General features: G+C 69.4%; 22 protein-coding genes. 12 read left to right on the top strand and 10 right to left on the bottom strand.

Annotated elements, in window-relative coordinates:
• Positions 1-6: 6 nt before the first annotated feature.
• The 3 genes from RHOOR87_RS0102610 to RHOOR87_RS0102600 all read right to left on the bottom strand — a co-directional run bounded on the left by RHOOR87_RS0102610 (position 7) and on the right by RHOOR87_RS0102600 (position 3942).
• Positions 7-1764: an alkaline phosphatase gene (locus tag RHOOR87_RS0102610; RefSeq protein ID WP_081699981.1), complete on the bottom strand. Its 1758-nt coding sequence runs from the start codon at positions 1762-1764 to the stop codon at positions 7-9.
• A gap of 57 nt (positions 1765-1821) precedes the next feature.
• Entirely contained in the window at positions 1822-2085 is a 264-nt protein-coding gene (locus RHOOR87_RS0102605; protein WP_027484142.1) for a hypothetical protein, read from the bottom strand.
• Between the two features lie 147 nt (positions 2086-2232).
• Complete coding sequence (locus RHOOR87_RS0102600; protein WP_051357918.1) at positions 2233-3942, bottom strand: sulfatase-like hydrolase/transferase; 1710 nt, start codon at positions 3940-3942, stop codon at positions 2233-2235.
• Between the two features lie 368 nt (positions 3943-4310).
• Between RHOOR87_RS0102600 and RHOOR87_RS0102595 the strand changes: the two genes are divergently transcribed.
• From RHOOR87_RS0102595 to RHOOR87_RS20200, 3 genes are all read left to right on the top strand, one after another.
• Positions 4311-6341 carry a bifunctional 2',3'-cyclic-nucleotide 2'-phosphodiesterase/3'-nucleotidase gene (locus RHOOR87_RS0102595; protein WP_027484140.1) on the top strand — a complete coding sequence of 677 codons (2031 nt, stop codon included), beginning with the start codon at positions 4311-4313 and terminating at the stop codon, positions 6339-6341.
• 250 nt (positions 6342-6591) lie between these two features.
• Positions 6592-7311: a hypothetical protein gene (locus tag RHOOR87_RS20205; RefSeq protein WP_155950902.1), complete on the top strand. Its 720-nt coding sequence runs from the start codon at positions 6592-6594 to the stop codon at positions 7309-7311.
• Between the two features lie 186 nt (positions 7312-7497).
• Positions 7498-7785, top strand: a complete 288-nt coding sequence (locus tag RHOOR87_RS20200; RefSeq protein WP_155950901.1) for a hypothetical protein — start codon at positions 7498-7500, stop codon at positions 7783-7785.
• Between the two features lie 847 nt (positions 7786-8632).
• Here RHOOR87_RS20200 and RHOOR87_RS0102590 read toward each other — a convergent pair.
• The 7 genes from RHOOR87_RS0102590 to RHOOR87_RS0102560 all read right to left on the bottom strand — a co-directional run bounded on the left by RHOOR87_RS0102590 (position 8633) and on the right by RHOOR87_RS0102560 (position 15460).
• Positions 8633-9526, bottom strand: a complete 894-nt coding sequence (locus tag RHOOR87_RS0102590; protein WP_027484139.1) for a UbiA prenyltransferase family protein — start codon at positions 9524-9526, stop codon at positions 8633-8635.
• Between the two features lie 5 nt (positions 9527-9531).
• Positions 9532-10242, bottom strand: coding sequence for a bifunctional 2-polyprenyl-6-hydroxyphenol methylase/3-demethylubiquinol 3-O-methyltransferase UbiG (gene ubiG, locus RHOOR87_RS0102585; protein ID WP_015448966.1), 711 nt, complete (start codon positions 10240-10242; stop codon positions 9532-9534).
• Complete coding sequence (locus tag RHOOR87_RS0102580) at positions 10220-11371, bottom strand: sedoheptulose 7-phosphate cyclase (RefSeq protein ID WP_027484138.1); 1152 nt, start codon at positions 11369-11371, stop codon at positions 10220-10222. Before RHOOR87_RS0102580 ends, ubiG begins: the two co-directional genes overlap by 23 nt.
• Positions 11368-11850 carry an S-ribosylhomocysteine lyase gene (locus tag RHOOR87_RS0102575; RefSeq protein ID WP_015448968.1) on the bottom strand — a complete coding sequence of 161 codons (483 nt, stop codon included), beginning with the start codon at positions 11848-11850 and terminating at the stop codon, positions 11368-11370. The genes RHOOR87_RS0102580 and RHOOR87_RS0102575 overlap by 4 nt, the downstream gene beginning before the upstream one ends.
• Positions 11851-11881: 31 nt before the next feature.
• Positions 11882-13123: a sugar phosphate isomerase/epimerase family protein gene (locus RHOOR87_RS0102570; RefSeq protein WP_015448969.1), complete on the bottom strand. Its 1242-nt coding sequence runs from the start codon at positions 13121-13123 to the stop codon at positions 11882-11884.
• Positions 13124-13403: 280 nt separating this feature from the next.
• Positions 13404-14687 carry a cytochrome c gene (locus RHOOR87_RS0102565; RefSeq protein ID WP_027484137.1) on the bottom strand — a complete coding sequence of 428 codons (1284 nt, stop codon included), beginning with the start codon at positions 14685-14687 and terminating at the stop codon, positions 13404-13406.
• Positions 14684-15460, bottom strand: a complete 777-nt coding sequence (locus RHOOR87_RS0102560) for a c-type cytochrome (protein WP_027484136.1) — start codon at positions 15458-15460, stop codon at positions 14684-14686. The genes RHOOR87_RS0102565 and RHOOR87_RS0102560 overlap by 4 nt, the downstream gene beginning before the upstream one ends.
• A 406-nt stretch (positions 15461-15866) precedes the next feature.
• Here RHOOR87_RS0102560 and RHOOR87_RS0102555 point away from each other — a divergent pair, with 406 nt between their 5' ends.
• The 9 genes from RHOOR87_RS0102555 (at position 15867) to leuB (ending at position 25768) form a co-directional block, all read left to right on the top strand.
• Positions 15867-17012, top strand: coding sequence for a homoserine dehydrogenase (locus tag RHOOR87_RS0102555; RefSeq protein WP_027484135.1), 1146 nt, complete (start codon positions 15867-15869; stop codon positions 17010-17012).
• Positions 17009-18004, top strand: a complete 996-nt coding sequence (locus RHOOR87_RS0102550; RefSeq protein WP_007513608.1) for a homoserine kinase — start codon at positions 17009-17011, stop codon at positions 18002-18004. The genes RHOOR87_RS0102555 and RHOOR87_RS0102550 overlap by 4 nt, the downstream gene beginning before the upstream one ends.
• A 120-nt stretch (positions 18005-18124) precedes the next feature.
• Positions 18125-19435, top strand: coding sequence for a threonine synthase (thrC, locus tag RHOOR87_RS0102545; protein ID WP_027484134.1), 1311 nt, complete (start codon positions 18125-18127; stop codon positions 19433-19435).
• Positions 19436-19554: 119 nt separating this feature from the next.
• On the top strand, positions 19555-19692 hold the full coding sequence (locus RHOOR87_RS20195) for a hypothetical protein (RefSeq protein WP_015448976.1): 138 nt from the start codon (positions 19555-19557) through the stop codon (positions 19690-19692).
• 108 nt (positions 19693-19800) lie between these two features.
• Complete coding sequence (locus tag RHOOR87_RS0102535; RefSeq protein ID WP_027484133.1) at positions 19801-21459, top strand: 2-isopropylmalate synthase; 1659 nt, start codon at positions 19801-19803, stop codon at positions 21457-21459.
• Positions 21456-22457, top strand: a complete 1002-nt coding sequence (locus RHOOR87_RS0102530; RefSeq protein ID WP_027484132.1) for a branched-chain amino acid transaminase — start codon at positions 21456-21458, stop codon at positions 22455-22457. Before RHOOR87_RS0102535 ends, RHOOR87_RS0102530 begins: the two co-directional genes overlap by 4 nt.
• Positions 22454-23866 (top strand): 3-isopropylmalate dehydratase large subunit, encoded by a 1413-nt coding sequence (gene leuC, locus RHOOR87_RS0102525; RefSeq protein ID WP_027484131.1) that lies wholly within the window; start codon positions 22454-22456, stop codon positions 23864-23866. The genes RHOOR87_RS0102530 and leuC overlap by 4 nt, the downstream gene beginning before the upstream one ends.
• A gap of 226 nt (positions 23867-24092) precedes the next feature.
• Positions 24093-24674 (top strand): 3-isopropylmalate dehydratase small subunit, encoded by a 582-nt coding sequence (gene leuD / locus RHOOR87_RS0102520; RefSeq protein WP_027484130.1) that lies wholly within the window; start codon positions 24093-24095, stop codon positions 24672-24674.
• Positions 24671-25768, top strand: coding sequence for a 3-isopropylmalate dehydrogenase (leuB, locus tag RHOOR87_RS0102515; RefSeq protein ID WP_027484129.1), 1098 nt, complete (start codon positions 24671-24673; stop codon positions 25766-25768). Before leuD ends, leuB begins: the two co-directional genes overlap by 4 nt.
• Positions 25769-25793 lie beyond the last annotated feature (25 nt).

Below are 25793 nucleotides of genomic sequence, written 5' to 3'. Positions count from 1 at the left end.
CGGTCTTTACAGCGGTGTGGCGGCCACGCCGGCGCCGAGCTTCCGCCACTGCTGCCAGTCCGGCCGGTCCACCGGCACGCCGTCGGCGTTGCAGCTGCCGAGCCGGCACAGCTCGGCGCGCAGCCGCGGCGTGTGCTGCACCATCACGTGGAAGATCACGTTCTGCTCCAGCTCGCCGTGGAACGCGGCGGCGCCGGGACCGGTGGCGAAGATCGCCACGTCCTCGCCGCCATGCGTCTCGGCCTTCAGTGGCACGGTCGCTTCCTGCATATAGTCGGGGTCGGTGGTGTCGACCTTGCGCAGGTCGGGGCGGCCCTTGCCGATCGCGTCGTACTCGCGCGGGTTGTGCGGGTAGCGCTTGCTGCCCTCCGGCTGCCGTTCGCTGGCGCCGGTGTTGCCCGGACCGTTGGCGAAGCCGAGCGTGGTGTACGGCAGGCCGGTGGCGTCGCGCGCCATGCCCGGCGCGCTTTCGTCGTCGTAGCTGTCGGTGTGGCCCACGACCTTGCCCAGGATCGGGTTGCCGCGGCGCGGGTAGCCGGCGAAGGTCATGGTGTGGCTGTGGTCGGCGGTGACCACGATCAGCGTCTCGGCCGGGTCGGTGTGCAGCAGCGCGGCCTGTACCGCGTCGGCGAAGGCGATCGTCTCGTCCAGCGCGCGATACGCGTTGCCGGCGTGCAGCGCATGGTCGATGCGGCCGCCCTCGACCATCAGGAAGAAGCCGTTCGGGTTGCGCTTCAGCACTTCGATCGCGCTGGCCGTCATCTCGGCCAGGCTGGGTTCGCCGGCCTTGTCGTGAGGGCGCTCGTGCTCGTAGTTCATGTGCGAGGGCTCGAACAGGCCGAGCAGGCGCGGCGTGCGCGCCAAGTCCAGCGCCTTCAGCTGTGCCTCGTTCCACACGTACTTGCCGTCGGGATGCCGGGACGTCCATTCGCCGATCAGGTCGCGGCCGTCGAGGCGCTGGCCCACGCTGGTCGGGTATTCCGGGTCGTCCGCACCGGCCGGCATGAATTCGGTGCGGCCGCCGCCCATCGCCACGGTGAGGCCGCCGGCGACCGGGAAGTCGATCAGCTGCGCGGCGAAATCCTTGCAGCCGGCGGCCTTCGCCGCCTCGCTCAGGTCGGCGTCCACCTCCCAGTTGCGCTCGGGCAGGTGGCCGTAGGTGGCCGCCGGGGTGGCGTGGGTGATCCGCGTGGTGGTGATCGCGCCGGTGGCCATGCCGGCCGAGGCCGCCAGCTCCAGCGCGGTGACCAGTTCCTGGCCGCGGCTGCCGGCGCAGCCCTGCCGCTTCGGCACCTGCGACACGCCGATGTAGCCAGCGCGGGTCTTCACCCCGGTCATGATCGCGGTCATGGTGCCGGCCGAGTCGGGCGTCTGCTGGTCGGTCTCGTAGGTGCGGCTCAGTGCGCTGAACGGAAACTTCTCGAAGCTCAACCGGTAGCTCTCGCCATCCGTGCCGGCGCGCTCGCCGGCCAGCACATGCGCGGCGGCGATGGTGGGGATGCTCATGCCGTCGCCGAGGAACACGATCGCGTTCTTCGCGCGCTGGCCGTTCGCGTTCGCCTGCGCGGAAGCCAGCGCGGCCTGCGCCGCGCCGCTGCGGAACCACCACGACGCCGTCTCGCCCTGCGGCCGCTGGATCGCCGGCACCGCGATCGCGGCCGTCGACGTCGACGGCGCGGACAACGGCTGGCTGGCGCAGGCGCCGAGCAGGGACAGGCAGCTGCCCAGCAGGGCCGGACGGAGGCAGGACAGGGAACGGGGCATGCGGATCTTCTTCATGGGCGTCGCGTGAACAGCCACGCGAATCGCCCGCGATCCTAATCATGGCATGCGAACTTTCCGTGGCACCGGCGTGACCGGAGCCGACGCGCCATCGGCGCCGTACATCCTGCGATACGCCTCGCCCAGCTGCGCCTCCGCCCCGCCGTCCCGGTGCGCCTGCTCGAACACCTCGTTGATCTGCCGCTCGGCCGCGTGGAGGTGGCGCAGGAAGCTCCGGGTGCCATCCGACAGGCTGCTCTCGGCCATCCGCCGTTCCAGGACCGGGTCGGACGTTTCACCGGATTTTGGCTTGCGCTTGCTCATGCCGGATTGCAAGCAAGACACCTGCCATGGCTGTCCTCAGCTCGCCGGCACGCGCTCCATGCCTGCCGCGGCGGTCCGCCCCGCTGCCCGACCGCGGCGCAAACTGCCACTGCCGGTCGCCCATGGCAGGGCCGCGTCGCCGCCCCTTCACTGGTAGACGTGCAGCCGCCCGATCGTCCACGCGTGGTAGGACGCCAGCAGGCCGGGCACCGCGCAGTCGTCGTAGCGGCCCTCGCAGCGCTCGCGCAGTCCGCTCGACGCGGCGAAGTACGCGTCGGTCGGCACGCCGGCGGCCTCGAGCACCATGCTGGGCAGGAACGCAATGTCGAGCAGCGGGTACTGCGGCAGCGAAGGCCCGGCGAAGTTGCTTTTCAGCATGTAGTAGGTGAGGTAGTCGCGGTACGGCTGCAGCGCGGGCGGCAGTCGCCGCGGCAGGTCGCGGATCAGCCCGTTGAAGGAAGGCTGGTGGTCGCCGAAGTGCAGCAGCACGGTCGGCTGCGGGCGGTCGAGGAAGGCGCGCTCCAGCGCGCGCATGGCCAGGTCGGAGGCGTGCAGGCGTGCGAGGTAGGTGTCGAAGTTCAGCGCTGCATTCGCCGGCAGCCCGCGCAGCAGGTTGCGGTACGGACGCGGCAGCGTCGCCATCGGCTGGTGGTCGTGCGGGCCGTGCTGGTTCAGCGTCAGGATCATCAGGAACACCGGCTGCCCCGGTTTCTTCAACTTGTCGTAGAGGCGCCCGGCCGCCGCGAACATCTGCGCATCGCTCTCTTCCCATTCCTCCAGGCCCAGCTCGTCGGCGCCGTACAGGTGGTCGAAGCCGTAGGCCTGGTAGGCGTTGCGGCCGTTGATGAAGTCGGCGCTGGTCGGGTAGACGCCGATGGTGAGGTAGCCGAGCCGGCGCAGCTGCAGCGCCAGCGCGTCGCGCACGTTCGGCGCCAGCACGTACGGCGCGTACATGCCGCCGGGACCGAAGATGTCCTGCGGCATGCCGGTCAGCGCGGCGAACTCGCTGACCCAGGTCCCGCCGCCGAAGGTGTGCACGCGCAGCATGCCGTGCGCGCGGGTGCGCGCGTCGGGGCGGAACATCGCGACCCGGCACGCCGACACGTTGCAGGCGTCGTAGATCGACGGGTCGAAGGTGCTTTCCTCCAGCACCTGCACGATGTCCGGATACGGCGACATGCTGCCGGGCGCACCCTGCGCGGTGGCGCCCCAGTCCTGCTCGGCCACCGCGTCGTCGGCCATCGCCGGCAGTTCCACGTCGGCGTCGTGCAGGTTGACGAAGAAGTTGGTCAGCTGCGCGTCGTCGGACATCTTCTGCCACGCGTTGCGCGAGTGCACCCGCGCGAACGGCCCGCTGGGCAGCATGCACAGCCACAGCGCCAGCGCGCACGACGCGACGCCGCCGAGGCGCACGCCGGCGACACGCCGCGACCGCAGCCGCTCCAGCACGCGCCAGTCCCAGCACCACACCAGATACAGCAGCGGCGGCAGCAGCACGCCCAGGCCGATCCCCACCGTGTACAGGTGCGGATAATGGCGCAGCGTGTCGAGCAGGCTGCTGCGCACGTAGTAGATGAAGTCCGACGGCATCAGCTGCGAGTCGAGGTAGCGCAGCTTCAGCACCGCCACCGACTTCAGCAGCAGGAACAGCCCGCCGCCGACCAGCAGCGCCGTGGCGAACCGGCCGAACGCGAACAGCAGCATGCCGGACGTGCACAGCATCAGCCCGGCGATGAAGCCGCGCTGCAGCGGCTGCGGTTCCTGCCAGGCGGTGAGCGCGACACAACCGGCGAAGAAAGCCAGCGCGCTCAGCACCACCATACCTGCCCGCGTGGGGCGCAACGACATTCGACGCATGGCTGGAAAGTCCCCCCGTAGGACCGGTGTCACCGGAATGCCATCTTACGGTCTTGCCGCGGCAACGAAACGGCGCCGCGGGCAGGCCGTTCCACTGGCGTTGGGCTTGGCGTGGCGGATGGGGCGAAGGCCGCCCCCGGCGGCGACGAGCAAGCATCCGGTCACCCCGATCTGCTAGCTTTCGCGATCTGAGAGGTTGTGGCTTTTTCAACCTCTCAGACCGGCCACGAATGGCCGGACATGAAGCAGTCACGCCAGTGACTGGTTCATGTGAGCGAGTCCGGGCGGTACCGGACTCGCGACAGAAGACAGCCACAGGAAGTGGTTTCCTTCTCAAGCCCCCAACCCGCACGTCCCACGGAACCGCCATGTCGCTTCGCCTGACCCCGTTCACCGCCCCGCTGCTGCTCACCCTCGGCGCCGCCCTGCTCGCCGCCTGCTCCAGCCTGCCCTGGGCCGCCGGCAAGACGCCCGACGGCGCGCGCGCGAGCGTGGCGATCCTGGAAACCACCGACGTGCATGCGAACGTGCTCAGCTACGACTATTACAAGCTGAAGCCGGACCCCTCGCTCGGCTACGAGCGCACCGCCACGCTGATCCGCCGTGCCCGCGCCGAATTCCCCAACACCTTCCTGTTCGACAGCGGCGACACCATCCAGGGCAGCGTGCTGGCCGACTACCAGGCACTGGTGAAACCGGTGACCTGCGCGCAGGAGCTGGCCGTCTACCAGGCGATGGACGCGATGGGCTACGACGGCGGCACCGCCGGCAACCACGAGTTCAACTACGGCCTGCGCTTCCTGTCGCAGGTCACCGGCACCCCGATGAACGTGGACGGCGGCCACAGCGAGCGCTGCGCCGGCCCGCACTTCCCGCTGGTGCTGGCCAACGTCTACAGCGCGCGCGACGGCAAGCCGATCTTCAAGCCGTGGACGGTGGTGACCAGGCAGATCGAGGCGTACACGGCCGACGGCAGCAAGCTCAGCGTGCCGCTGAAGGTCGGCATCATCGGCTTCACCCCGCCGCCGATCATGGCCTGGGACAAGCAGAACCTGGAAGGCAAGGTCACCGTCAGCGGCGTGGTCGAGGCCGCGCAGAAGTACCTGCCGGAACTCGAGGCGCAGCATCCCGACCTGATCGTGGCGATCCTGCACGGCGGCCTGAATACCGCGCCGTACACCCCGGACATGGAAAACGCCGGCTGGTACCTGGCCGGCGTGCCCGGCATCGACGCGCTGCTGCTCGGCCACTCGCACGCCGAATTCCCCGGCCCGCGCTACGCCGGCCTGAAGGAGGTCGACGCCCAGCGCGGCCTGGTGCGCGGCGTGCCCGCGGTGATGGCGGACTTCTTCGGCAAGGACCTGGGCGTGATCCGGCTGGTACTGGACCGCAAGGACGGTCGCTGGGTGGTCGACCACGCAGAAAGCCGCAGCGAGGTGCGGCGCATTTGCGGCAAGCCGGGCGGCCCGAACAAGTCGGGCCCGCAAGCTGTCGGGTGCGTGCCGGCCGACCCGGCGATCGCGCCGCGGGTGCAGCTGGCGCACGAGGCCGCGATCGCCTACGTCAACACGCCGATCGGCGAAAGCTCCGTCCACATGAGCAGCCACTTCGCCGACGAGGGCAACATGACCGCGCTGGCGCCGGTCAACGCGGCCCAGGCCGACTACGTGCGCAGCGAACTGCCGCGCTCGCACCCCGAGCTGGCCGGCGTGCCGGTGCTGTCCGCCGCCGCCGCGTTCCGCACCGGCTTCGGCGGCCCCGACGACTACACCGACGTCGCGCCCGGCCCGCTCACCCTGCGCAGCGCCGCCGACCTGTACTTCTACCCGAACACGCTGACCGCGGTGAAGACCGACGGCACCGGCCTGAAAGCCTGGCTGGAAAAATCCGCCGAACGCTTCAACCGGATCGACCCGGCGAAGGCCGGCGAACAGGCACTGATCAACAGCCGCTTCACCGGCTACAACTTCGACCAGATCCAGGGCGGCATCCACTACGTCATCGACGTCTCGAAGCCGGTCGGCCAGCGCATCACCGCGCTGAGCTTCCAGGGCAAGCCAGTCGAACCGGCGCAGCCGTTCATCGTGGTCACCAACAACTACCGCGCCAGCGGCGGCGGCCACTTCCCCGGCCTCGACGGCGGCAACATCGTGCTGGCCGCCCCCGACGGCACCCGCGAAATCCTGGCCAGATGGCTGGAAAGCCACCAGCGGATCGGCACGAAGGACCTCGAACCGACCTCATGGCAGTTCGCCCCGCTGAAGACCCGCGGCCCGGTCGTGTTCACCGACGCCAGCGGCAAGCAGGCCGTGGCACGCGAGGCCGGCCTCGACAACATCCGCCAACTGAAAGACCACGGCGACGGCACGGCGACTTACGCAATCGACCTGTCGCGCTGAGAGGTGGCATCAGGAGGAATGGCAACGTCCGCTTTCGGCCCAGGCTGTGTGAAAACTCAAGATCGGTTCTGACGAGCACAAATATCGACCGTTTTTTGCCGTCTATGGCGAAATCCGAGTGTCTGGACATCTGCTCACTGCTCAGAATGCGACTCTCGCGAGCAACGCAAATAGTTTTCACACAGCCTGGACCCAAAGCGGACATCGCTCTTTCCATTTTTTCCCGAGGGTTAGGGAGAGTCGGCGCTCAATGAGCAAGAAGATCGCACTACTGTTAGTTTGCGCTCTGGTAGCGGTGGAGCCCGGTGCGAACGCCGATCCAGCTCTTCCAGCGGGCGTTTACCCAACTTTGTCGGCATATATGGGAAAAACGCTGAGCAGACTGCCAGAGGGATACATCTGTGCAATCTCCCCAGGCAATCACGATGTGAAGGGCTGTAGGGGATCAAGCTTGTCCAGAGTCGTAGACATGGGCCGGACATTTGGAATGTTCTACACGTCGTCCGCTCTATCCGAGTCCGGCTTTCTTTTTATTGCCGAGAAACATGGCGAGACGCTCTCCGTGAAGGAGTCCCGGCCATTCCATGTCGATGCAGGCGCCATGCGATATGGATGGGGTGTGGAAGATTTCGAAGCAGATTCAAGCGATTCCTTCCATTGGCAGACGACCTCCGGAAGCGCATCGATGCCGGACTCGGATGTGTACATATTTAAGCTAATTGACGGGCAATGGTTGCTGTCGGGTCATGATCACAGAACACTATCCAGATACTCCGATGGATCCATTGGCGACGGTAACAGCTACTCAATCAACTTTTTGACGCGCAAAGTTCGAATTGAATTTCGCCAAGACTGTAAACACGCAAAAGCGATTGAACGTCAGCTGGCGACACATCCTATCCCTTGGGCGTCCTTCGACCCTTCAGACCCTCTTCTGGATCCAGAGGCATATGGCGCGGTGTGGAACTAATGTAGGTACGCATCGTCGGTCAAGGATCGGAACTGGGTTCAGAGCGCGCTTTTCGGTGTGCGCAGCGGTTTAGAAAGCGCACTCCGATCCAAGTTTTGTAGGTCAATGTCTGCTTTTGGCCGAAGGCGGACTTGGTTATGATCGATCCGGCGGCAGGGTCTTCACTCACATTCGACGGGGTGGCACATGAGCATTAGAGCCAAACGGATGCTGATTTTGACTGTGATGCTTGCGACTGGAATGGGGCTCATGATTGCGATGGTTCATCGTTCGGCATCGGGATCGCTTATATCTTCTGGTGGACTTCTCGCAGGAGTATCTCTACTCCTAAACACTCATTTGTTTCTCAATAAGGTCGAGGACATTCCGGCCGCCGCGAAGTCGACTGGTTATGATCGTCGCAGCCATTTCTATTCTAGAGCGGCAGCCCTGCTTGTAGTTGCGGGCATTGTCATGGCCTTTATCGGTCACTAGCCTCCAGGCAAGCTGTGTATGTCCGCTTCTGGCCGGGAGCGGACTTGGGGTAACCAGTCTCGCATGGCGGGCGTAAGATCCGCCCTTATGGTTTCCAACCGCTCGCGGGGGGCTTATGGCTTACGAAGCTACACCAAGAAGGACGTCGACTCTGAGACCGCGAGTGCTTAGGGCGGGTGCATACGTCGGCCTACTGGTCTCCGGAGCGCTGGTATTTTTTCTGCCTTGGTTGCTCACTTCCCAGTTCTCGCTGAAGATAGCACCTGCGTGGGGCCTGGGTGACTTTGCATTTGCCTTTTGCGCGGCCGGCGCGTTGATTGGGATACTCATCGGTCGGCGCATGAAGCTGTGAGCATGCTTTAGCAACCTCAGCCTTCACGCATACACTTCCAGATGATTTTGTGTCTCCGCTTTCGACCCAAAGCGGATCACGCACGAGTTCTTTCAGTTCATCTGCTGGCCGCTTTTTTGGCTTCGGCGGGCACGTTTATCGAGTAAGTCACGGATGCGATCTTCCATCCGTCATTGGTAAGTACAGTCGACCAGATAATTCGGCCATGACCAATCTCTGCGTAATAGTCCCAGGAGACAGTCCCTACCTCACCATCGGTCTGGATGGATAGATTCTTGATCTGATCAGGGGGAGCTTGACCTCGCTATCCGCATCCTCTTTCGCGTTCGAGGACAATGTTCGTGGCACCTGCTGCCTGTTGGCGCCGGAAATCAACTCATACGACGCAGGAGCAAATGCGCCCACGAAAGGGACAGTTTCATTCAAAAAGTATCCAAATAGCTCCTTGCTCGACCACAGCCCTCGCCCTGAACCCGCCGCAGCGCCAGCGGCACCTCAGCGGATCAGCACGAACACCGTGACGATCGCCAGCAGCGCCAGCGGATACAGGCTGGCGCGGTCGAACAGGCGCGCGGCCTGGCGGCCGTCCAGCGTGCGCGTGAGCCCGATCGCCGGCGGCAGCAGCAAGCCGGCGCCGGCGGCGAGGATGGCGAGCTGGAACGGCCAGCCGCCCGCCAGCGGCGACAGGCGCGGCAGCAGCGCGCTGGCCAGCACGGTCAGGCCCAGGCTGATCGCCACCAGCACGCTGGCGGTGCGCAGGCCGAATACCAGCGGAATGGTGCGCGCGCCGATACGGCGGTCTTCCTCGATGTCGTTCCAGTCGGCCGGGATGTTCTGCCCGCCGATTTCCCACAGCATCAGCCAGACCAGCATCCCCAGCAGCCCCGACCACGGCGGCGCGGGGATCACCGCGAACACGGCGGCGACCGGGCCGGCCGACTTGACCAGGCCGCTGACCACGGTGCGCCACCAGGTGACCTTCAGCAGCTTGACGTAGAGCACCTCCAGCGCCGCCGCGGCGAACACGATCAGCAGGATCTTCGGGTTCAGCAGCCAGGTGCCGAGCACGGCCAGCGCGAACCAGCAGCCGAACCACGCCAGCGCGCCCTTCATGCTGATCAGGTTCTGCGCCAGCGGGTAGCGCATGGCGGACGCCTCCACCGCGTAGCCGGGGGTGATCCCGCCAGCGACCTTTTCCTGATCGTCCTTCACCCCGATCAGGTCGTTCAGCGCGTAGATGGCCGTATAGCCGGCCAGCGCGGTCGCCAGGCACAGCGCCAGTACCCGCCACGACGGGAAATGCCCCAGCCACAGCAGCGCGACGAAGCCGGGCATGGCGATGTCGAGCACGCCGTGGACGGAACGCGACAAGGCGAGGAAACGTCGCATGGAAGTCAGCCCTTCCTGGCGAAGCAGGCCATGTAGTTGATGTCGGCGCGGTCCGGCGCAACGCGGAAGCGGCGCGTCAGCGGGTTGTACATCAGGCTGTCCACCGCCTTGAACTCGAGCCCCGCCGCGCCGGCCCACGCGCGCATCTCCGCCGGCCGGATCAGCTTGCGGTAGTGGTGGGTGCCGCGTGGCAGCAGGCCGAGGATGTACTCGCCGGCCACGATGGCGAAGGCGAACGCCTTGAACGTGCGGTTGATGGTGGAGAAGAACGCCACGCCGCCCGGCTTGAGCAGGGCGGCGCAGGCGGCGATAACCTGCGCCGGCTGCGGCACGTGCTCGAGCATCTCCATGCAGGTGACCGCGTCGAAGCGGCCGGCTTCCTCGCGCGCGAGCGTTTCCGCATCGAGCTCGCGGTAATCGATGGCCAGCCCGCCGCGCTCGGCATGCTGGCGGGCGATGTCCAGCGACAATCGCGACAGGTCGATGCCGGTCACCTGTGCGCCGCTCCGGGCCAGCGCCTCGGCCAGGATGCCGCCGCCGCAGCCCACGTCGACGACGCGCGGCGCGCTCACGCCGATGCGGTCGGTGATGAAGCGCAGGCGCAGCTCGTTGATCGCGTGCAGCTGGCCCATCTTGCCGTGCGGGTCCCACCACAGCTGCGCGATGCGGTTGAAGTGGGCGATTTCCGCGGCATCAACGTTCGGCGATTCGGTCATGGTCTGTCGTGGTCCGGTCATGCAACGTCTGGATGGAAGCTTCGATTTCCGCGCGCGCGATGTCGTTGACGAACGTGCATTCGCCGACCGCCGCGGGCAGTGGCACGCGCTGCAGACCGTTGCGGTGTTCGACGCGATCGAGCAGCGATTGCCACATGAGTTCGGCGTCGAGCAGGGCGAGGTCGGGGGCGAGGCCGAGATGGTCGACCACGGCGAAGATCCGTTCGGCCGCGGCCGCGCCGAGCAGGCCTCGCCGCCGCGCGATCGCGGTCGACACCAGGATGTCCAGCAGCACCGCCTCGCCGTGCAGCAGGTCGTCCCCGTGGCGGGTTTCCAGGCCGTAGCTGAAGGTGTGGCCGAAGTCGACCTTGCGCGCCAGCTCTTCCTCGTGCAGGTTCGGCGCCAGCTCTTCGAGCATGCCGCCGATCGCGCGGTCGAGGATGTCGCCGCCGCGCGCGTCCTGGAACGCCGTCGCCAGCGAGGCCGCGCCGTGTTGCTCCAGCAGGCGGAACAGCGCGGCGTCCCTGATCACGGCCAGCTTGACGATCTCGCACAGGCCGTTGCGCAGGTGGCGCGGCGGCAAGGTGCGCAGCAGGCTGCGATCCAGCAGCACCCGGCGCGGCGGCTCGAAGTTGCCCAGGCGGTTCTTGTGGCCGTTGAAATTGATCCCGGTCTTGATTCCCACCGCGGCGTCGACGTAACCCATCAGCGTGGTCGGCACCTTGATGTGAGGCACGCTGCGGCGGTAGCTGGCCGCCGCGTAGCCGACCACGTCGGTCAGCACGCCGCCGCCGATGGCGATGACCGGCTCGTCGCGGCGATGGATCGGAAAGCCGTCCAGCTCGCGCAGCACCGAGAGCCAGGCCTCCAGCGTCTTGCCGCCCTCGCCGCCCGGCAGAGTGATGATGCGGGCATCGACCCGGTGCTGCGCGAAGTAGGCGCAGATGCGTGCGCCGTGATGCGCGTGCACGCAGGCGTCGACCACCACGAAACGGCGCCCGTCCTGCACGCGCCCCATCGACAGCAGCGCGTCGCTGCGCGGGTCGAACACGTCGGCCACGTTGAGCAGGTCGTACTCGATCCGGCGCGTGGCGCTGACCTGCCAGTGCGTGCCCGGCGCGGTGCTCATGCCACGTCCCGCCACGCCGAGCGCTGCGCCAGCACCTCGCGCGCGACGGCCTGGGCGCGGGCCAGGTCGTGGTGGCGCCAGTGGCCGCACTGGTCGACGCGCGCATACGGCACGGCGTCGGCCGCGAGCACGCCTTTCAGGATGGTTTCGAGCGCGTCCTCGATGACGGCACGCCGGCCTTCGCCGAGCAGGGTGAGATAGAAGCCGGTCTGGCAACCCATCACGCCGATGCCGACGAAATGCCGCGGCAACAGGCGCCCGTAGCCTTCGAGCAGGAAATGCTCGATCGAATGCAGTTCGGTGCTCGACAGGCAGGCGTCGGCGTTCGGCCGGCGCAGGCGCAGGTCGACGGTGTAGACGATGTCGCCCGCAGCTCCCGCATGGACGCCGCGCAGCTTGACGCTGGGCGCCTTCAGCCGGCGGTGGTCCAGTTCGCCGACGGTATCGCTCGACCAGCCCAGTGCCTCGAAGTCGATCATGGTGATTGCTCGGTGGAACGGCCGGGTGCGCTCATGCCGGCTGCGCGATCGCGGCCAGGTGGCGGTAGCTGTCGTCGAGGGCCTGCTGCCAGCCCTCGACGTGGTGGTAGAGCTCGACCGAGCCGAAGCCGTCGAAGCCGTGCGCGTTCAGCGCATCGAAACTCGCCGCCAGGTCCAGCGTGCCCTCGCCGGGAATCTCGTGGAAGTGCACGATGCCGGTGCGCGTGTTGGCGACCATCCGCTCGAACAGCGCCGGACCGCGCACGCCGCGCAGGTGGGCGACGATCGGCCAGGCCCGTTCGAGCACGTCGAAGCTCAGCCCCGGCACCGAGATCAGGTAGGTGAAGATCTCGTCGTCCAGCGGCGAAGCACCGGCGTACAGGCTGCCGTAATCGACCATGCCTGCCGGCCGGTCGATGCCGGCCTGCGCCAGCAGGGCGTCGATGCGCCGGCGCCGCGCCGGGTCGGGCGCGCGGTCGGCGAAGTACAGCGGATGGCGGCGATCCACCAGCAGGTAGTCCGCCGTCTCGGGAAAATAGACCAGGGTGCTGGCGGCATCCAGGTCGAAGCCCGCCACCGCATCGTCCCGCACGATCCTGAGGTTGCGGCCCTCGCGCGCATCGGAGATGTGCAGGTAGCGGGCGAACGGCGCCGCCTGCGCCAGCGCGCCGGTGTAGTCCGGTTCCGAGCAGTAGGCGTGGCAGATGTCGATGTGCAGCGCGAAGCGCGGCGAGCCGACCGCGCGGATCAGCGCCAGCCCCTGCGCCAGGGTCTCGATGTACATGCCGGGCTCGGGCTCGATCAGCAGCGTGATGTCCTCATCGTCGCGGATCTCGCGCAGGCATTCGCGGATGCTGTCGGCCAGCAGCTCGCCCGGATCGGCGGCCGCCTCGCGCACGTGCTCGTCGCGCAGGAAGCCGCTGCCGAAAGTGACCAGCTTCACGCCCAGCCGGCGGGCCACGCGGATGCCGCGCTTGACCAGGTCGATGCGGCGCTTGCGTCCGGCCACGTCCAGCGTCAGCAGCGACGGTTCGTGCGGCCGCGACGGGGTGAAGAAGTGCGAGGCGGTGGCTACGCAGGCCGGTACGATCCGCGCCGCGTCCAGCCGCGCGCGCACGGCATCGAGGTCGGCCTCGCCGAGGTTGAAGGGATTGAACTGGTCGCGGTGGAAGGACAGCTCGACCCCGGCGTAGCCGGCCCGGGCCACCGCGTCGATCGCCTCCAGAAACGGCAGATTGGTGAGGCCGAAGGTGCTGTAGCTGAGCTGGATCATGCCCGGAAGCCGTGGTGAGCAAGCGGTGGATGGATATCCCCCGCAGCGTGCGGGCGCGGCGCCACGCTTGCCATGACCCACGTCAAATCGCGCCCGCCGACGCCTGCGTACGGATGCCGCAGTGCGCTGCAGCCGGCGGCAAGAGCGCGCTGCCGGCGCGCTCGCACCGGTCACGGCAGGGCCACGGCGCCCCGCCGGGACGGAAGAAAGAGCAAGAGCGGACCCCGCCCCCCTGCGAGCAGGCAGGGAGTAACGCCGACGACGCCGAAACGCCGGCTGCTCAGTCGACCGGCGTGTTGCGGTAGGTGCCGACGTCGGCCGGTTGCACCGCAGCGGCCTGGTTCGACCACGACTGGCGGATGTAGCCGACCACCGCGGCGACGTCCTCGTCGTTCAGCTGCTGCGCGAACGGCGGCATCGAGTACGGCTGCGGGTTGCCGGCGGTGGCCGGGGCGAAGCCGCCGAGCAGCACGCTGCGGATCGCGTTGATGCCGGTCGGTTCGGTCACCGAGGTATTGCCGTCCAGCGGCGGGTAGGTGCCGGCCACGCCACGGCCGTCCTTGCCGTGGCAGTCGGCGCAGTGCTGCGCGTAGAGCTTGCCGCCCTGCGCGTGGCTGGCCGCCTGCACGAACGGAACCGCTGCCGCCGGCGCGCGCGGCGGCAGCGATTGCAGATAGACGGCCACCGCCTGCAGGTCGGCGTCGCGCAGGTGCTGGGTGCTCAGGCGCACCACGTCGGCCATCGGCCCGAACGCGGTGCCCTTGGCCGACTGGCCGGTCTTCAGCAGGTCGACGATGTCCTGCGCGCGCCAGCCGTCGAGGCCGCCGCCGGCCTGCGTGCTGAGGTCCGGCGCGTACCAGTCCAGCTGCGGGATCTGGCCGCCGGTGAGGTGGCGGTCCTGCTCGATGCCGCCCAGCGAATCGCGCGTGCTGTGGCATTCGTTGCAGTGGCCCAGGCCCTGCACCAGGTAGGCGCCGCGGTTCCACTGTTCGGACTTCGTCGGGTCGGGCCGGTACTCGCCCGGCTTGAAGTACAGCGCGCGCCACGCGACCAGGCTGCTGCGCACGTTGTAGGGAAACTCCAGCCCCAGCGCCGTGTCGGGCCGCTGCACCGGCGGCAGCGACTTCAGGTAGGCGAAGATCGCCAGCGCGTCGTCGCGGCTCACCTTGGTGAACGAGGTGTAGGAGAACACCGGGTACAGCAGTTCGCCCCGGCGGCCCTTGCCCTGATGCAATGCATTCCAGAAATCGTCGAAGCTCCACTGGCCGATGCCGGTGTCCGGATCGGGCGTGATGTTCGGCGCCGGCACGTCGCCGAACGGCGTGCCCAGCGAGCGGCCGCCGGCGTAGCGCTGGCCGTCGCGCGCGGTGTGGCAGGCAGCGCAATCGCCGGCCGTGGCCAGGTATTCGCCGCGCGCGATCAGCGCCGGGTCGCGCAGCGCGGCGGCATCCGCCTCGCGCTGCGCGGGCGAGGCGACCGGCTGGCCATGGCCGAGATACCACCAGCCCAGCACCGCCACCACCAGCAATGCCGGCACCCACCAGCCATGTCGCCGCCATGTCATCGATCCGCTCCGCTCTTGCCCATCACGCACCAGCCCGGCAACGGTTCGGTCTGCGCGCTGGCCGGTGCCGGATGCATGTCGGCCGGGGGCTCGTGGCTGGCCAGCCACGCCGACACGGCGGTGATGTCCGATTCGCGCATGCGATTGGCGACCACGCCCATGCAGTACGGCCCTTCGGCCGCGCGCTGGCGCGTGCGCCACGACACCAGCTGGGTGTCGAGATAGTCGTACGACAAGCCCATCAGGCCCGGCATCATCGGCTCCACGCCGGTGAGTCTGGCGCCGTGGCAGCTGATGCACGACGGTACGCCGCGGGTGGAGTCGCCGCGCAGCACCAGCTGCTCGCCGCGCCGCAGGGTGTCCGCGGACACCGCCGGCACCGGCAGTTTCCGGTACGGCACGTCCTGCTTCGCGAAGTAGCCGGCGATGTCGCGCAGGTACGCCGGGCCCAGCTGGCGCACCACGTATTCCATCGGTGCGTGCCGGCGCTGGCCGCTCTGGAAATATTCCAGCTGTTGCAGCAGATAACCCGCCGGCTTGCCGGCCAGGCGCGGGGTCGCCACGCTGTCCGCCGGACCCTCGCCGTGCGTGCCGTGGCAGCTGGTGCAGGCGGCCACGCGTTGCTGCATGGTGTCGGGTATCGCCGGGGCGGCGCCGGCCTGCGGCGGCGTGGCGGCCATCGGCGCATGGCCCATGCCGAGCGCAAGCAACGCAAAAGCCGCACGCAGCGCCTGTCTGCACAGCCGCCGGCGCAGTGAAACGAACCTGTTCATCCGGCGGATTGTAGGCCGGTCGACCGGCACCGGCCGGCGCCAACCGGCGTGCCGCGACAACCTGCCGCAGGTGCGGCGACCTGCGCCCGCCGCTTGAAAGTTGCAGATGCATCTGTTGACCGCAGTGCAACATCCGCCTTAAGGTCGAGCCCATGTCGCCGCTTTCCATGCCAGCACGCACGCACCTCGCCCCGGTCTTCGCCGGGCGTGCGCCGTTGCCGGCCGGCGGCGTCAACCGCCCCGCCACCACCACCACGACCACCATTACCACCCGGTCGGGGTGGGTGTCCGTGCGCGACTAGGTTCTTCACTACGCAACGGCCCCGCCCTCGACCGAGGCGGGCCGGTGCACTCCCCAAGCACACGCCGATCCGCCAGCGAGCACGGGCCTCACCAGGAGGTCATCGTGAACATCTGTGCGTCCCCACTTGCCGAGCTGCCGCCCGCATCCGGTTTCGCCGCGGCGGGCAGGCGGCGGCAGCGCGTGCTGGCCGTCGGCGTGATCGGCCCCGGCCGGGTCGGCAGTGCCTTGCTCGAACAGCTGCGCGCCGCGCAGCCGCGGCTGCTGCGCGACAGCGCGCTGGAACTGAAGCTCTGCGGCGTGGTGGCCAGCAAGCGCATGTGGCTGGACTGCGACGACGCCGAACTCAACAGTCGCCACGGCGGCGCGCAGATCTGGCGGCCGAACGACCTGGACACGTTCGCCGGGCACGTGCGCGGCAGCGATGGCCGGCATGCGCTGCTGATCGACTGCAGCGCGAACGACGAGGTGGCCGCACGCTACCCGCGCTGGCTGGCCGCCGGCCTGCACGTGGTGACCCCGAACAAGCTGGCCGGCAGCGGCCCGCTGTCGCGCTGGCAGGCGATCCGCACCGCCTGCGCCGGCGGCGCGCGCTTCCGCTACGAGGCCACCGTGTGCGCCGGCCTGCCGGTGGTGCAGACGCTGCGCGACCTGCTCGACACCGGCGACGATCTGCTCGCGGTCGACGGCATGTTCTCCGGCACGCTGGCCTGGCTGTGCAACCGCCACGACGGCCGCCAGCCGTTCTCCGCGCTGGTGCGCGAGGCGCATGCGCTGGGCTATACCGAGCCCGACCCGCGCGACGACCTGTCCGGGCTCGACGTGGCGCGCAAGCTGGTGATCCTGGCGCGCGAGGCCGGCCGGGCCCTGTCGCTGGAAGACGTCGACCTGCAAAGCCTGGTGCCGCCCGCACTGGCCGCGTTGCCGCTGGACGACTGCATGCGGCGGCTCGACGAACTCGATGCGCCGATGGCGGCGAAACTGGCCGAGGCGCGTGCCGAAGGCGGCGTGCTGCGCCACGTGGCGCAGCTGGACCGGCACGGCCGCGCCAGCGTACGGCTGCTGGTGCTGCCCGCCTCCCATGCGTTCGCGCACACCCGCCTCACCGACAACATCGTGCAGTTCAGCACCCGCCGCTACTGCGATAATCCGCTGATCGTGCAAGGCCCCGGCGCCGGCCCGGAGGTGACCGCCGCCGGCGTGTTCACCGACCTGCTGCGCATCGCCGAATCGCTGGAGGCGCGCGCATGAACTCCTCCCTGCTGGAACCCGTCATGGCCGCACCGCGCACTGCCAAACATCCACAAGTCGCCTGCGCGTTCGCGCCGGCCAGCGTCGGCAACGTCGGCGTCGGCTTCGACCTGCTCGGCCACAGCGTGGCCGGCGCCGGCGACCGCGCCGAAGTGCGCCGCATCGACGAGCCGGTGGTGCGCATTGCCGCCATCCGCGGCTGCGTCACCGACCTGCCCACCGACCCGCGCGCGAACACCGCCGGCACCGCGCTGCTTTCGCTGCGCAAGGCGCTCGGCTTGCGCCACGGGTTCGAGCTGACCCTGCACAAGGGCATCGCGCTGGGCTCGGGCATGGGCGGTTCGGCGGCCTCGTGCGTGGCCGCGCTGATCGCCGCCAACGCACTGCTGCCCAGGCCGCTGCCGCGCGAGGCGCTGTACGGCTTCGCGCTGGACGGCGAAGCGGTGGCCAGTGGCAGCCGCCACGGCGACAACCTCGGCTCGATGCTGCTCGGCGGCCTGGTGCTGGCCACCCACGAACGCCTGCTGCGCATCGAGGTGCCGGAGGCGTGGCACTGCGCGCTGGTGCATCCGCACGTGGTGCTGGAGACACGCACGGCGCGCGCGGCGCTGGCCGGCCACTACGCGCTGGGCGAGTTCGTGGCGCAGAGCGCGAACCTCGCCCTGGTGCTGGCCGGCTGCTGGCGCGGCGATGCTTCGCTGGTGCGCGAAGGCCTGAAGGACGTGCTGGTGGAACCGCGCCGCGCGCCACTGATCCCGAACTTTGCCCGCGTGAAGCAGGCCGCGCTCGACCACCGCGCGCTCGGCGCCAGCATCTCCGGCGCCGGCCCCAGCGTGTTCGGCTGGTACGACCACCGCGCCGACGCCGAGGCGGCCAGCATGGCGATGCGCGCCGCGTTCGCCGAGGGCGGGCTGGACAGCGACGCCTGGGTGTCGCCGATCGACGGACCCGCCGCCGCCTTGATCGCCTCGCTCGACGAGGCCTTGCCATGAACGCACGCCCTGCAGGAGCGCACCCTGTCCACAAGGGCCTTCCATCGGTCGTGCGCGATGCCTTTGCCGCACGCCAGGCAGAGCTCGCGCACAGGGTGCGCTCCCGCAGAGGTGGTGACCATGCGTGAACCACTGCGTTATCACAGCACGCGCAGCAGCACGGAAACCGTGCCGCTCGGCCAGGCGATCGCCGCCGGGCTGGCGCCGGACGGCGGCCTGTACGTGCCCGAAGCCCTGCCGCGACTCGACCCGGCCGCGTTCGATCCGCGCGGCAGGCTGGCCGACACTGCGGCCACCTTGCTGGCGCCGTTCTTCGCCGGCGACGTGCTGGCCGACGCACTGCCCGCGATCTGCGCCGAGGCGCTCAGCTTCGACACGCCGCTGCGCGCCCTGCCGGCGCATCCGCACGCGGCGATGCTGGAGCTGTTCCACGGTCCCACCTCGGCCTTCAAGGACATCGGCGCGCGCTTCCTCGCCGCCTGCCTGCGCCGGCTGCCGCGCCGCGATGCGCGGCCGCTGACCATCCTGGTCGCCACCTCCGGCGACACCGGCGCCGCGGTGGCCGCCGCGTTCCACCGCCAGCCGAACGTGCGCGTGGTGATCCTGTATCCGGACGGCCTGGTCTCGCCGCGCCAGGCACACCAGCTCGGCTGCTTCGGCGACAACGTGACCGCGCTGCGCGTGGCCGGCCGCTTCGACGACTGCCAGCGCATGGTCAAGGCCGCGCTCAACGACGCGGCACTGCAGGCGGATGCGCCGCTGTCCTCGGCCAACAGCATCAGCCTCGGCCGCCTGCTGCCGCAGATGAGCTACTACGCGCACGCCGCGCTGGGCTGGTGGCGCGAACACGGCACGCCGCTCAACTTCATCGTGCCCACCGGCAATCTCGGCAACGCGCTGGCCTGCCTGTGGGTGCGCGAACTGGGCCTGCCGGTCGGCGAGGTGCGGCTGGCCTGCAACGCGAACGCCACCCTGCCCGAGTTCTTCGCCGGCGCCGACTATCGCCCGCGCGAAGCCATCGCCACTCTCGCCAACGCAATGGACGTCGGCGCGCCCAGCAACTTCGAGCGGCTGCGCTGGACCTTCCCGAATGAATCCGCGTTGCGCCAGCTGCTGCAAGCGCACAGCGTGGACGACGCCACCATCCGCCACACCATCGCCGCTCACGCCCGCGAGCACGGCGAGCTGTTCTGTCCGCACACCGCCACCGCAATGCACCTGCTCGACCGCCTGCGCGCGGAGGGCGACACGGCGCCATGGGCGGTGGTCGCCACCGCGCATCCGGCCAAGTTCGAGAACGTGGTGGCGCCACTGCTCGACCACCCGCTCGCCGTGCCCCCCGCGCTGGCCGCGATGCTGGCACGCGGCGCCAGCGCCGAACCGCTGGCGGCCAGCGAGATCGCCCTGCGGAGCCGGCTGCTGCTCTCGTGAAATATTCCGCGTCTCGCCCGGCAAGAACGTCTGGACATCTGGACGTCCAAAGCAGGCCGATCGACGATTTCAAACGAAACTGTTGACGCCGCCGCACGAAGTGCCCTAAGGTCGGTCACATGTCGCAGCGCAGCAACCATTGCCGCATCGCCGAAATGAACCGTCTCGCGACGGTCGACGGCCTGCTGCAGCTCGGCGGCACGCTCCTTATTACCCTCGTACTCGTACTCCTTATTACCAACGGAGGTGCGGGCTGAGGGCATGTGTCCAGGTAGATAAGAAAACCTGAAAACACCCGAAGAACCCCGCACCCGGTAACGGATGCGGGGTTTTTTTGTGCCTTCGGCGCCGCCCACAGCGGAGCCATGATGAAAACCCCCGACCAGCACAGCAGCCCCGCCAGCGACGACGACGTAGTCGCCGGGCGCGTGCGCATCTTCGACACCAGCCTGCGCGACGGCGAGCAGGCGCCCGGCTTCTCGATGGACCGGCACGCCAAGCTGCGCATGGCGCAGCAGCTCGAGGCGCTCGGCGTGGACGTGCTCGAAGCGGGCTTCCCGCAGGCCTCGCCGGACGATTTTGCTGCAGTCGCGGAAATCGCCGGGGCGCTGAAAAGCACCACGGTGTGCGCGCTGGCACGCTGCCAGGACGGCGACATCGACAGCGCCGCCCGCGCGCTAGCGACGGCCCGCCATTCGCGCATCCACCTGTTCCTGTCGACCAGCCCGCTGCATCGCGAGCACAAGCTGGGCATGAGCAGGGCGCAGGTGCTGGACACCGCGGTGCGCGCGATCGAACGCGCCCGCGGGCTGTGCCACGAGGTGGAGTTCTCCGCCGAGGATGCCTTGCGTACCGAGCCCGAATTCCTCGCCGAGGTGTTCAGCGCCGCGGTCGCCGCCGGCGCCAGCACGCTGAACGCGCCGGACACGGTGGGCTACACCACGCCGACCGAGATCGCCGAACTGTTCGAGTATCTGCGCCGGCATGTCGTGGGCGCGGAGCGGGTGGTGTTCTCCAGCCACTGCCACGACGACCTGGGGCTCGCGGTGGCGAACAGCCTGGCCGCGGTGGGCGCCGGCGCGCGCCAGGTGGAATGCACCATCAACGGCATCGGCGAGCGCGCCGGCAACGCCGCGCTGGAGGAGGTGGTGATGGCGCTGAAGGTGCGCGCGCCGCACTTCGGCGTGGATACCCGCATCGACACCCGCCAGCTGTATCCCGCCTCGCGCCTGCTGACCGAGCTGACCGGCCAGGCGGTACCGCGCAACAAGGCGATCGTGGGCGCCAACGCGTTCGCGCACGAGTCGGGCATCCACCAGCACGGCATGCTGAGGCACCGCGGCACCTACGAGATCATGCGGCCGCAGGACGTCGGCATCGCCGAAACCCGCCTGGTGATGGGCAAGCACTCCGGCCGCGCCGCGCTGCGCCAGCGCCTGCAGGCGCTGGGCCACGCGCCGGACGACGCCGCGCTGGACGAGATCTTCGCGCGCTTCAAGACGCTGGCCGACCACGGCCGCGAGCTGCACGACGAGGACCTGGAAGCGCTGGCGCTGGGCCGCGACCCGCACGCCGGCGGCCCGTGGCGCCTGGTGCAGCTGCACGCCAGCTCGCACCTCGGCGGCAGCGCCTCGGCCTCGGTGAAGCTGGCCCACGACGACGGCCACGAGGTCGGCGAGGCGGCGATCGGCGACGGCCCGGTCGACGCGGTGCTGCGCGCGATCGAGCGCGCCACCGGCACGCCGCTGGCGCTCACCCGCTTCCAGATCGATGCGCTCGGCGAAGGCGCCGACGCCCTGGGCCACGCCCAGCTGAGCGCGCGCCACGCCGCGCGCGACTGGCGCGGCCACGGCAGCAGCACCGACATCGTCGAGGCCGCCGCGCTGGCCGCGCTGGTCATCGTCAACCGGATCGCGCAGCACCCGCCGCACGAGCAAGCCCCGTCCATTGAAGAGCGTGGTCAGGGAAGGCCGCTTGCCGATCCTCGCGCGCAGGGACGCCCGCACAAGGAGATCACCGCATGAACACCCCATTCCTGTGGCACAACGGTCGCATCAAGCCGTGGGCCGAGGCCAACGTCCACGTCAGCACGCACGCGCTGCATTACGGCTCCTCCGTGTTCGAGGGCGAGCGCGTGTACGCCACGCCGCGCGGCCCGGCCTACTTCCGCCTGGCCGACCACACCCGCCGCCTGTTCGAGTCGGCGCGCGTCTACGAGATCGAGGTCGGCTACAGCGAGGACGAGATCAACGCCGCCTGCCTGGAGCTGATCCGCGCCAACGCGATGCCGTCGGCCTACGTGCGGCCGATCGTGTTCCGCGGCGCCGGCGGGCTGGGCGTGCTGGCGAAGGACGGCGCGCCGGTGGAGGTGGCGATCATCGCGCTGAACTGGGGTGCGTACCTGGGCGAGGCGGCCGAGCGCGGCGCCGACATCTGCGTGTCGTCGTGGAACCGTCCCGCGCCGAACACCATCCCGAGCTGGGCCAAGGCCGGCGGCAACTATCTGTCCAGCCAGCTGATCGGGCTGGAGGCGCGCCGCAACGGCTACGACGAGGGCATCGCGCTGGGCCACGGCGGCCTGCTCAGCGAAGGCGCCGGTGAGAACCTGTTCCTGGTGAAGAACGGCCGGCTGCTCACGCCGCCGTCCAGCGCCGGCATCCTGGCCGGGATCACCCGCGACAGCGTGCTCGCGCTGGCCGCCGGCCTCGGCATCGCGGTGGAGGAGCGCGAGCTGCCGCGCGAGGCGCTGTACTCGGCCGACGAGGTGTTCATGACCGGCACCGCCGCCGAGATCACCCCGGTGCGTTCGGTCGACCGCAAGGCGGTCGGCAAGGGCACGCCCGGCCCGGTCACGCAGCAGCTGCGGCAGGCGTTCTTCGGATTGTTCGATGGCCGTACCGAGGATCGCCACGGCTGGCTGAGTGTCGTCAATGCGGTCGTCCCTGACCGCGAAGATCAAGAACCGGCCATCCATGGCCGGACTCCTCATCAACAGCCTGCCCCCATGGAGGCATCGGCATGAGTGCGCGGACCCTGTTCGAGAAAGTCTGGGACGCCCACGTGGTCGTCGCCGAAACCATCGACACGCCCGCGGTGCTCTACGTCGACCTGCACCTGGTGCACGAGGTCACCTCGCCGCAGGCGTTCAGCGAACTGCGCGAGCGTGGACTGAGCCTGCGCCGGCCCGACCGCATGCTGGCCACGCTGGATCATTCCACCCCGACCCTGCCGGCCAACGCCGACGGCAGCCGTCCGTACGCGAACGCCGAGGCGCAGGCGCAGGTGGCGCAGCTGGAAAGCAACTGCCGCGAGTTCGGCGTCGAGCTGCACGGCTGGAACAGCGCCGAGCGCGGCATCGTGCACGTGATCGGCCCGGAGCTGGGCGCGACGCAGCCGGGCATGACCATCGTCTGCGGCGACAGCCACACCTCCACCCACGGCGCGTTCGGCGCGCTGGCGTTCGGCATCGGCACCACCGAGGTCGGCCACGTGATGGCCACGCAATGCCTGCTGCAGCGCAAGCCGAGGACCATGGCGATCCACGTGGACGGCCAGCTGCCGCCGGGCGTGGGCGCGAAGGACCTGATCCTGCACATCATCGGCACGATCGGCGTCGATGGCGGTACCGGCCACGTGCTGGAGTACCGCGGCGCGGCGATCGAGGCGCTGTCGATGGACGAGCGCATGACCGTCTGCAACATGTCGATCGAGGCCGGCGCGCGCGCCGGCATGATCGCGCCGGACGAGACCACGTTCGCCTGGCTGGAAGGCCGCATGCGCGCACCGCAGGGCGCGCCGTGGGACGCGGCGGTGGCGAAGTGGCGCACGCTGAAGAGCGACGACGGCGCGCGCTACGACCGCGAGGTGCGCATCGACGCCGCCGCGGTGAAACCCACCGTCACCTACGGCACCCACCCCGGCATGGCGATCGCCATGGACGCGCCGGTGCCGGCGGCGACGAACGCGCAGGAACGCCGCGCACTCGACTACATGCAAAGCCGCCCCGGCCAGCCGATGCAGGGCACGCCGGTCGACGTGGTGTTCGTCGGCAGCTGCACCAACTCGCGCCTGTCCGACCTGCGCGAAGTGGCGCGCGTGCTGCGCGGCCGACGCGTCGCCGACGGCGTGCGCATGCTGGTGGTGCCCGGCTCCGAGGCGGTGCGCCGCGACGCGGAGCGCGAAGGCCTACACCGGGTGTTCCTTGCCGCCGGCGCCGAGTGGCGCGTGCCCGGCTGCTCGATGTGCATCGCGATGAACGGCGACCTGGCGCAGCCGGGCCAGCTCGTCGTCTCCACCTCCAACCGCAACTTCGAGGGCCGCCAGGGCAAGGGCGCGCGCACCGTGCTGGCCAGCCCGGCCACCGCCGCCGCGAGCGCCGTCGCCGGGCGCATCGCCGACCCGCGCGAGTACCTGGCGGAGGTGGCGGCATGAAAGCCGACCGATTCGCTGGCCGCCCTCCCCTGCTGGCAGGGGAGGGCCGGGGTGGGGTCGCTCTTGCCCCCAGCTCCAGAGCTTTACCCCCTCCCAACCTCCCCCTGCACGCAGGGGGAGGAGCAAGGCGCGCTTCGTTGCACTTCCCTGCGAGCACCCGCCCCTCACCTCAATCCTCTCCCCATAGGGGAGAGGAGGCCAACGCAAGAAGCGAGGAATTTCATTGATGCACCCCATCACCCGCCTCCACTCGCGCACCGCCGTACTGGCCGACGAGAACATCGACACCGACCGCATCATCCCGGCGCGCTTCCTCACCACCACCACCCGCGACGGGCTGGGCAGGCTGTGTTTCCACGACTGGCGCTACCAGCCCGACGGCAGCGACAACCCCGTCTTCCCGCTGAACCGGCCGGAAGCGCGCGGCTGCGCGATCCTCGTCGCCGGAAACAACTTCGGCTGCGGCTCCTCGCGCGAGCACGCGCCGTGGGCCTTGCTGGATTACGGCATCCAGGCGGTGCTGTGCAGCGAGATCGCGGACATCTTCCGCGGCAACGCGCTGAAGAACGGCCTGCTCGCCATCGTCATCGACGAGCGGGAGCACCGCTGGCTGCTCAGGCACCCCGGCATCGAGCTGGCGATCGACGTGCGCGAGCAGTACATCGCACTGCCCGACGGCGGCCGCATCCCGTTCCGCCTGGAACCGTTCGCGCTGCACTGCCTGCTCCACGGCGTCGACCAGCTCGGCTACCTGCTGCAGCAGGGTGAGGCCATCCATCGGTACGAACAACAGGAGCAAGCGGCATGAAGGCACGCATCGTTACCCTGCCCGGCGACGGCGTCGGCCCCGAGGTCACCGCCGCCGCGGTGGCCGTGTTGAAAACCGTGGCCGCGCGCTATGAGCACGTGTTCGCGTTCGAGCAGCAGCTGATCGGCGGCATCGCGATCGACGCCACCGGCGAACCGCTGCCGGCCGCCGCGCTGGCGGCGTGCCAGTCCGCCGATGCGGTGCTGCTGGGTGCCGTCGGCGGTCCGCAGTGGTCCGATCCGAACGCACTGGTGCGGCCCGAACAGGGCCTGCTGGCGCTGCGCGCCGCGCTCGGCGTGTACGCGAACCTGCGCCCGCTGCAGGTGCATCCGGCGCTGGCCAACCTGTCGCCGCTGAAGAACGACAAGCTGAAGCACGTCGACGTGCTGTTCGTGCGCGAGCTCACCGGCGGCGCCTATTTCGGCGCGAAGACGCGCAGCGCCGACGCCGCCACCGACGAGTGCAGATACACCGTGGTCGAGATCGAGCGCGTGGTGCGCCGTGCATTCGATCTGGCGCGCGACCGCCGTCATCACGTCACTTCGGTCGACAAGGCGAACGTGCTGGAAACCTCGCGGCTGTGGCGCAGCACGGTGCAGCGCATCGCCGCCGACTACCCCGACGTGAAGCTCGAACACCAGCTGGTCGACTCGATGGCGATGCTGCTGCTGACCCGGCCGAACCGCTACGACGTGGTGGTCACCGAGAACCTGTTCGGCGACATCCTCACCGACGAGGCCGCCGCGCTGGCCGGCTCGCTCGGCCTGCTGCCGTCGGCCTCGCTGGGCGACGGCCGGCGCGGGCTGTACGAGCCGATCCACGGCTCGGCGCCGGACATCGCCGGGCAGGGCGTGGCCAACCCGGTCGGCGCGATCCTCTCCGCCGCGCTGCTGCTGCGCCATTCGCTGGGCCTGGAAGCGGAGGCGGTCGCGGTGGAGTCGGCCGTCGAGCAGGTGCTGCGGCACGGCCCGCACAGCCGCGACATCGGCGGCAGCGCCGGCACCGACGAGGTGCGCGATGCGGTGATCGCCGCGATCGACGACCACGCCGACACCGCCGCTGCGTTCTTCGCCGGAGCGCGCGCATGCGGCTGATCCGGCCAGCTTTCCCCGGCGGGCA

It is taken from the genome of Rhodanobacter sp. OR87 (assembly GCF_000473345.1).
GTDB lineage: Bacteria > Pseudomonadota > Gammaproteobacteria > Xanthomonadales > Rhodanobacteraceae > Rhodanobacter > Rhodanobacter denitrificans.
This window is presented reverse-complemented; position numbering and strand designations above follow the sequence as displayed.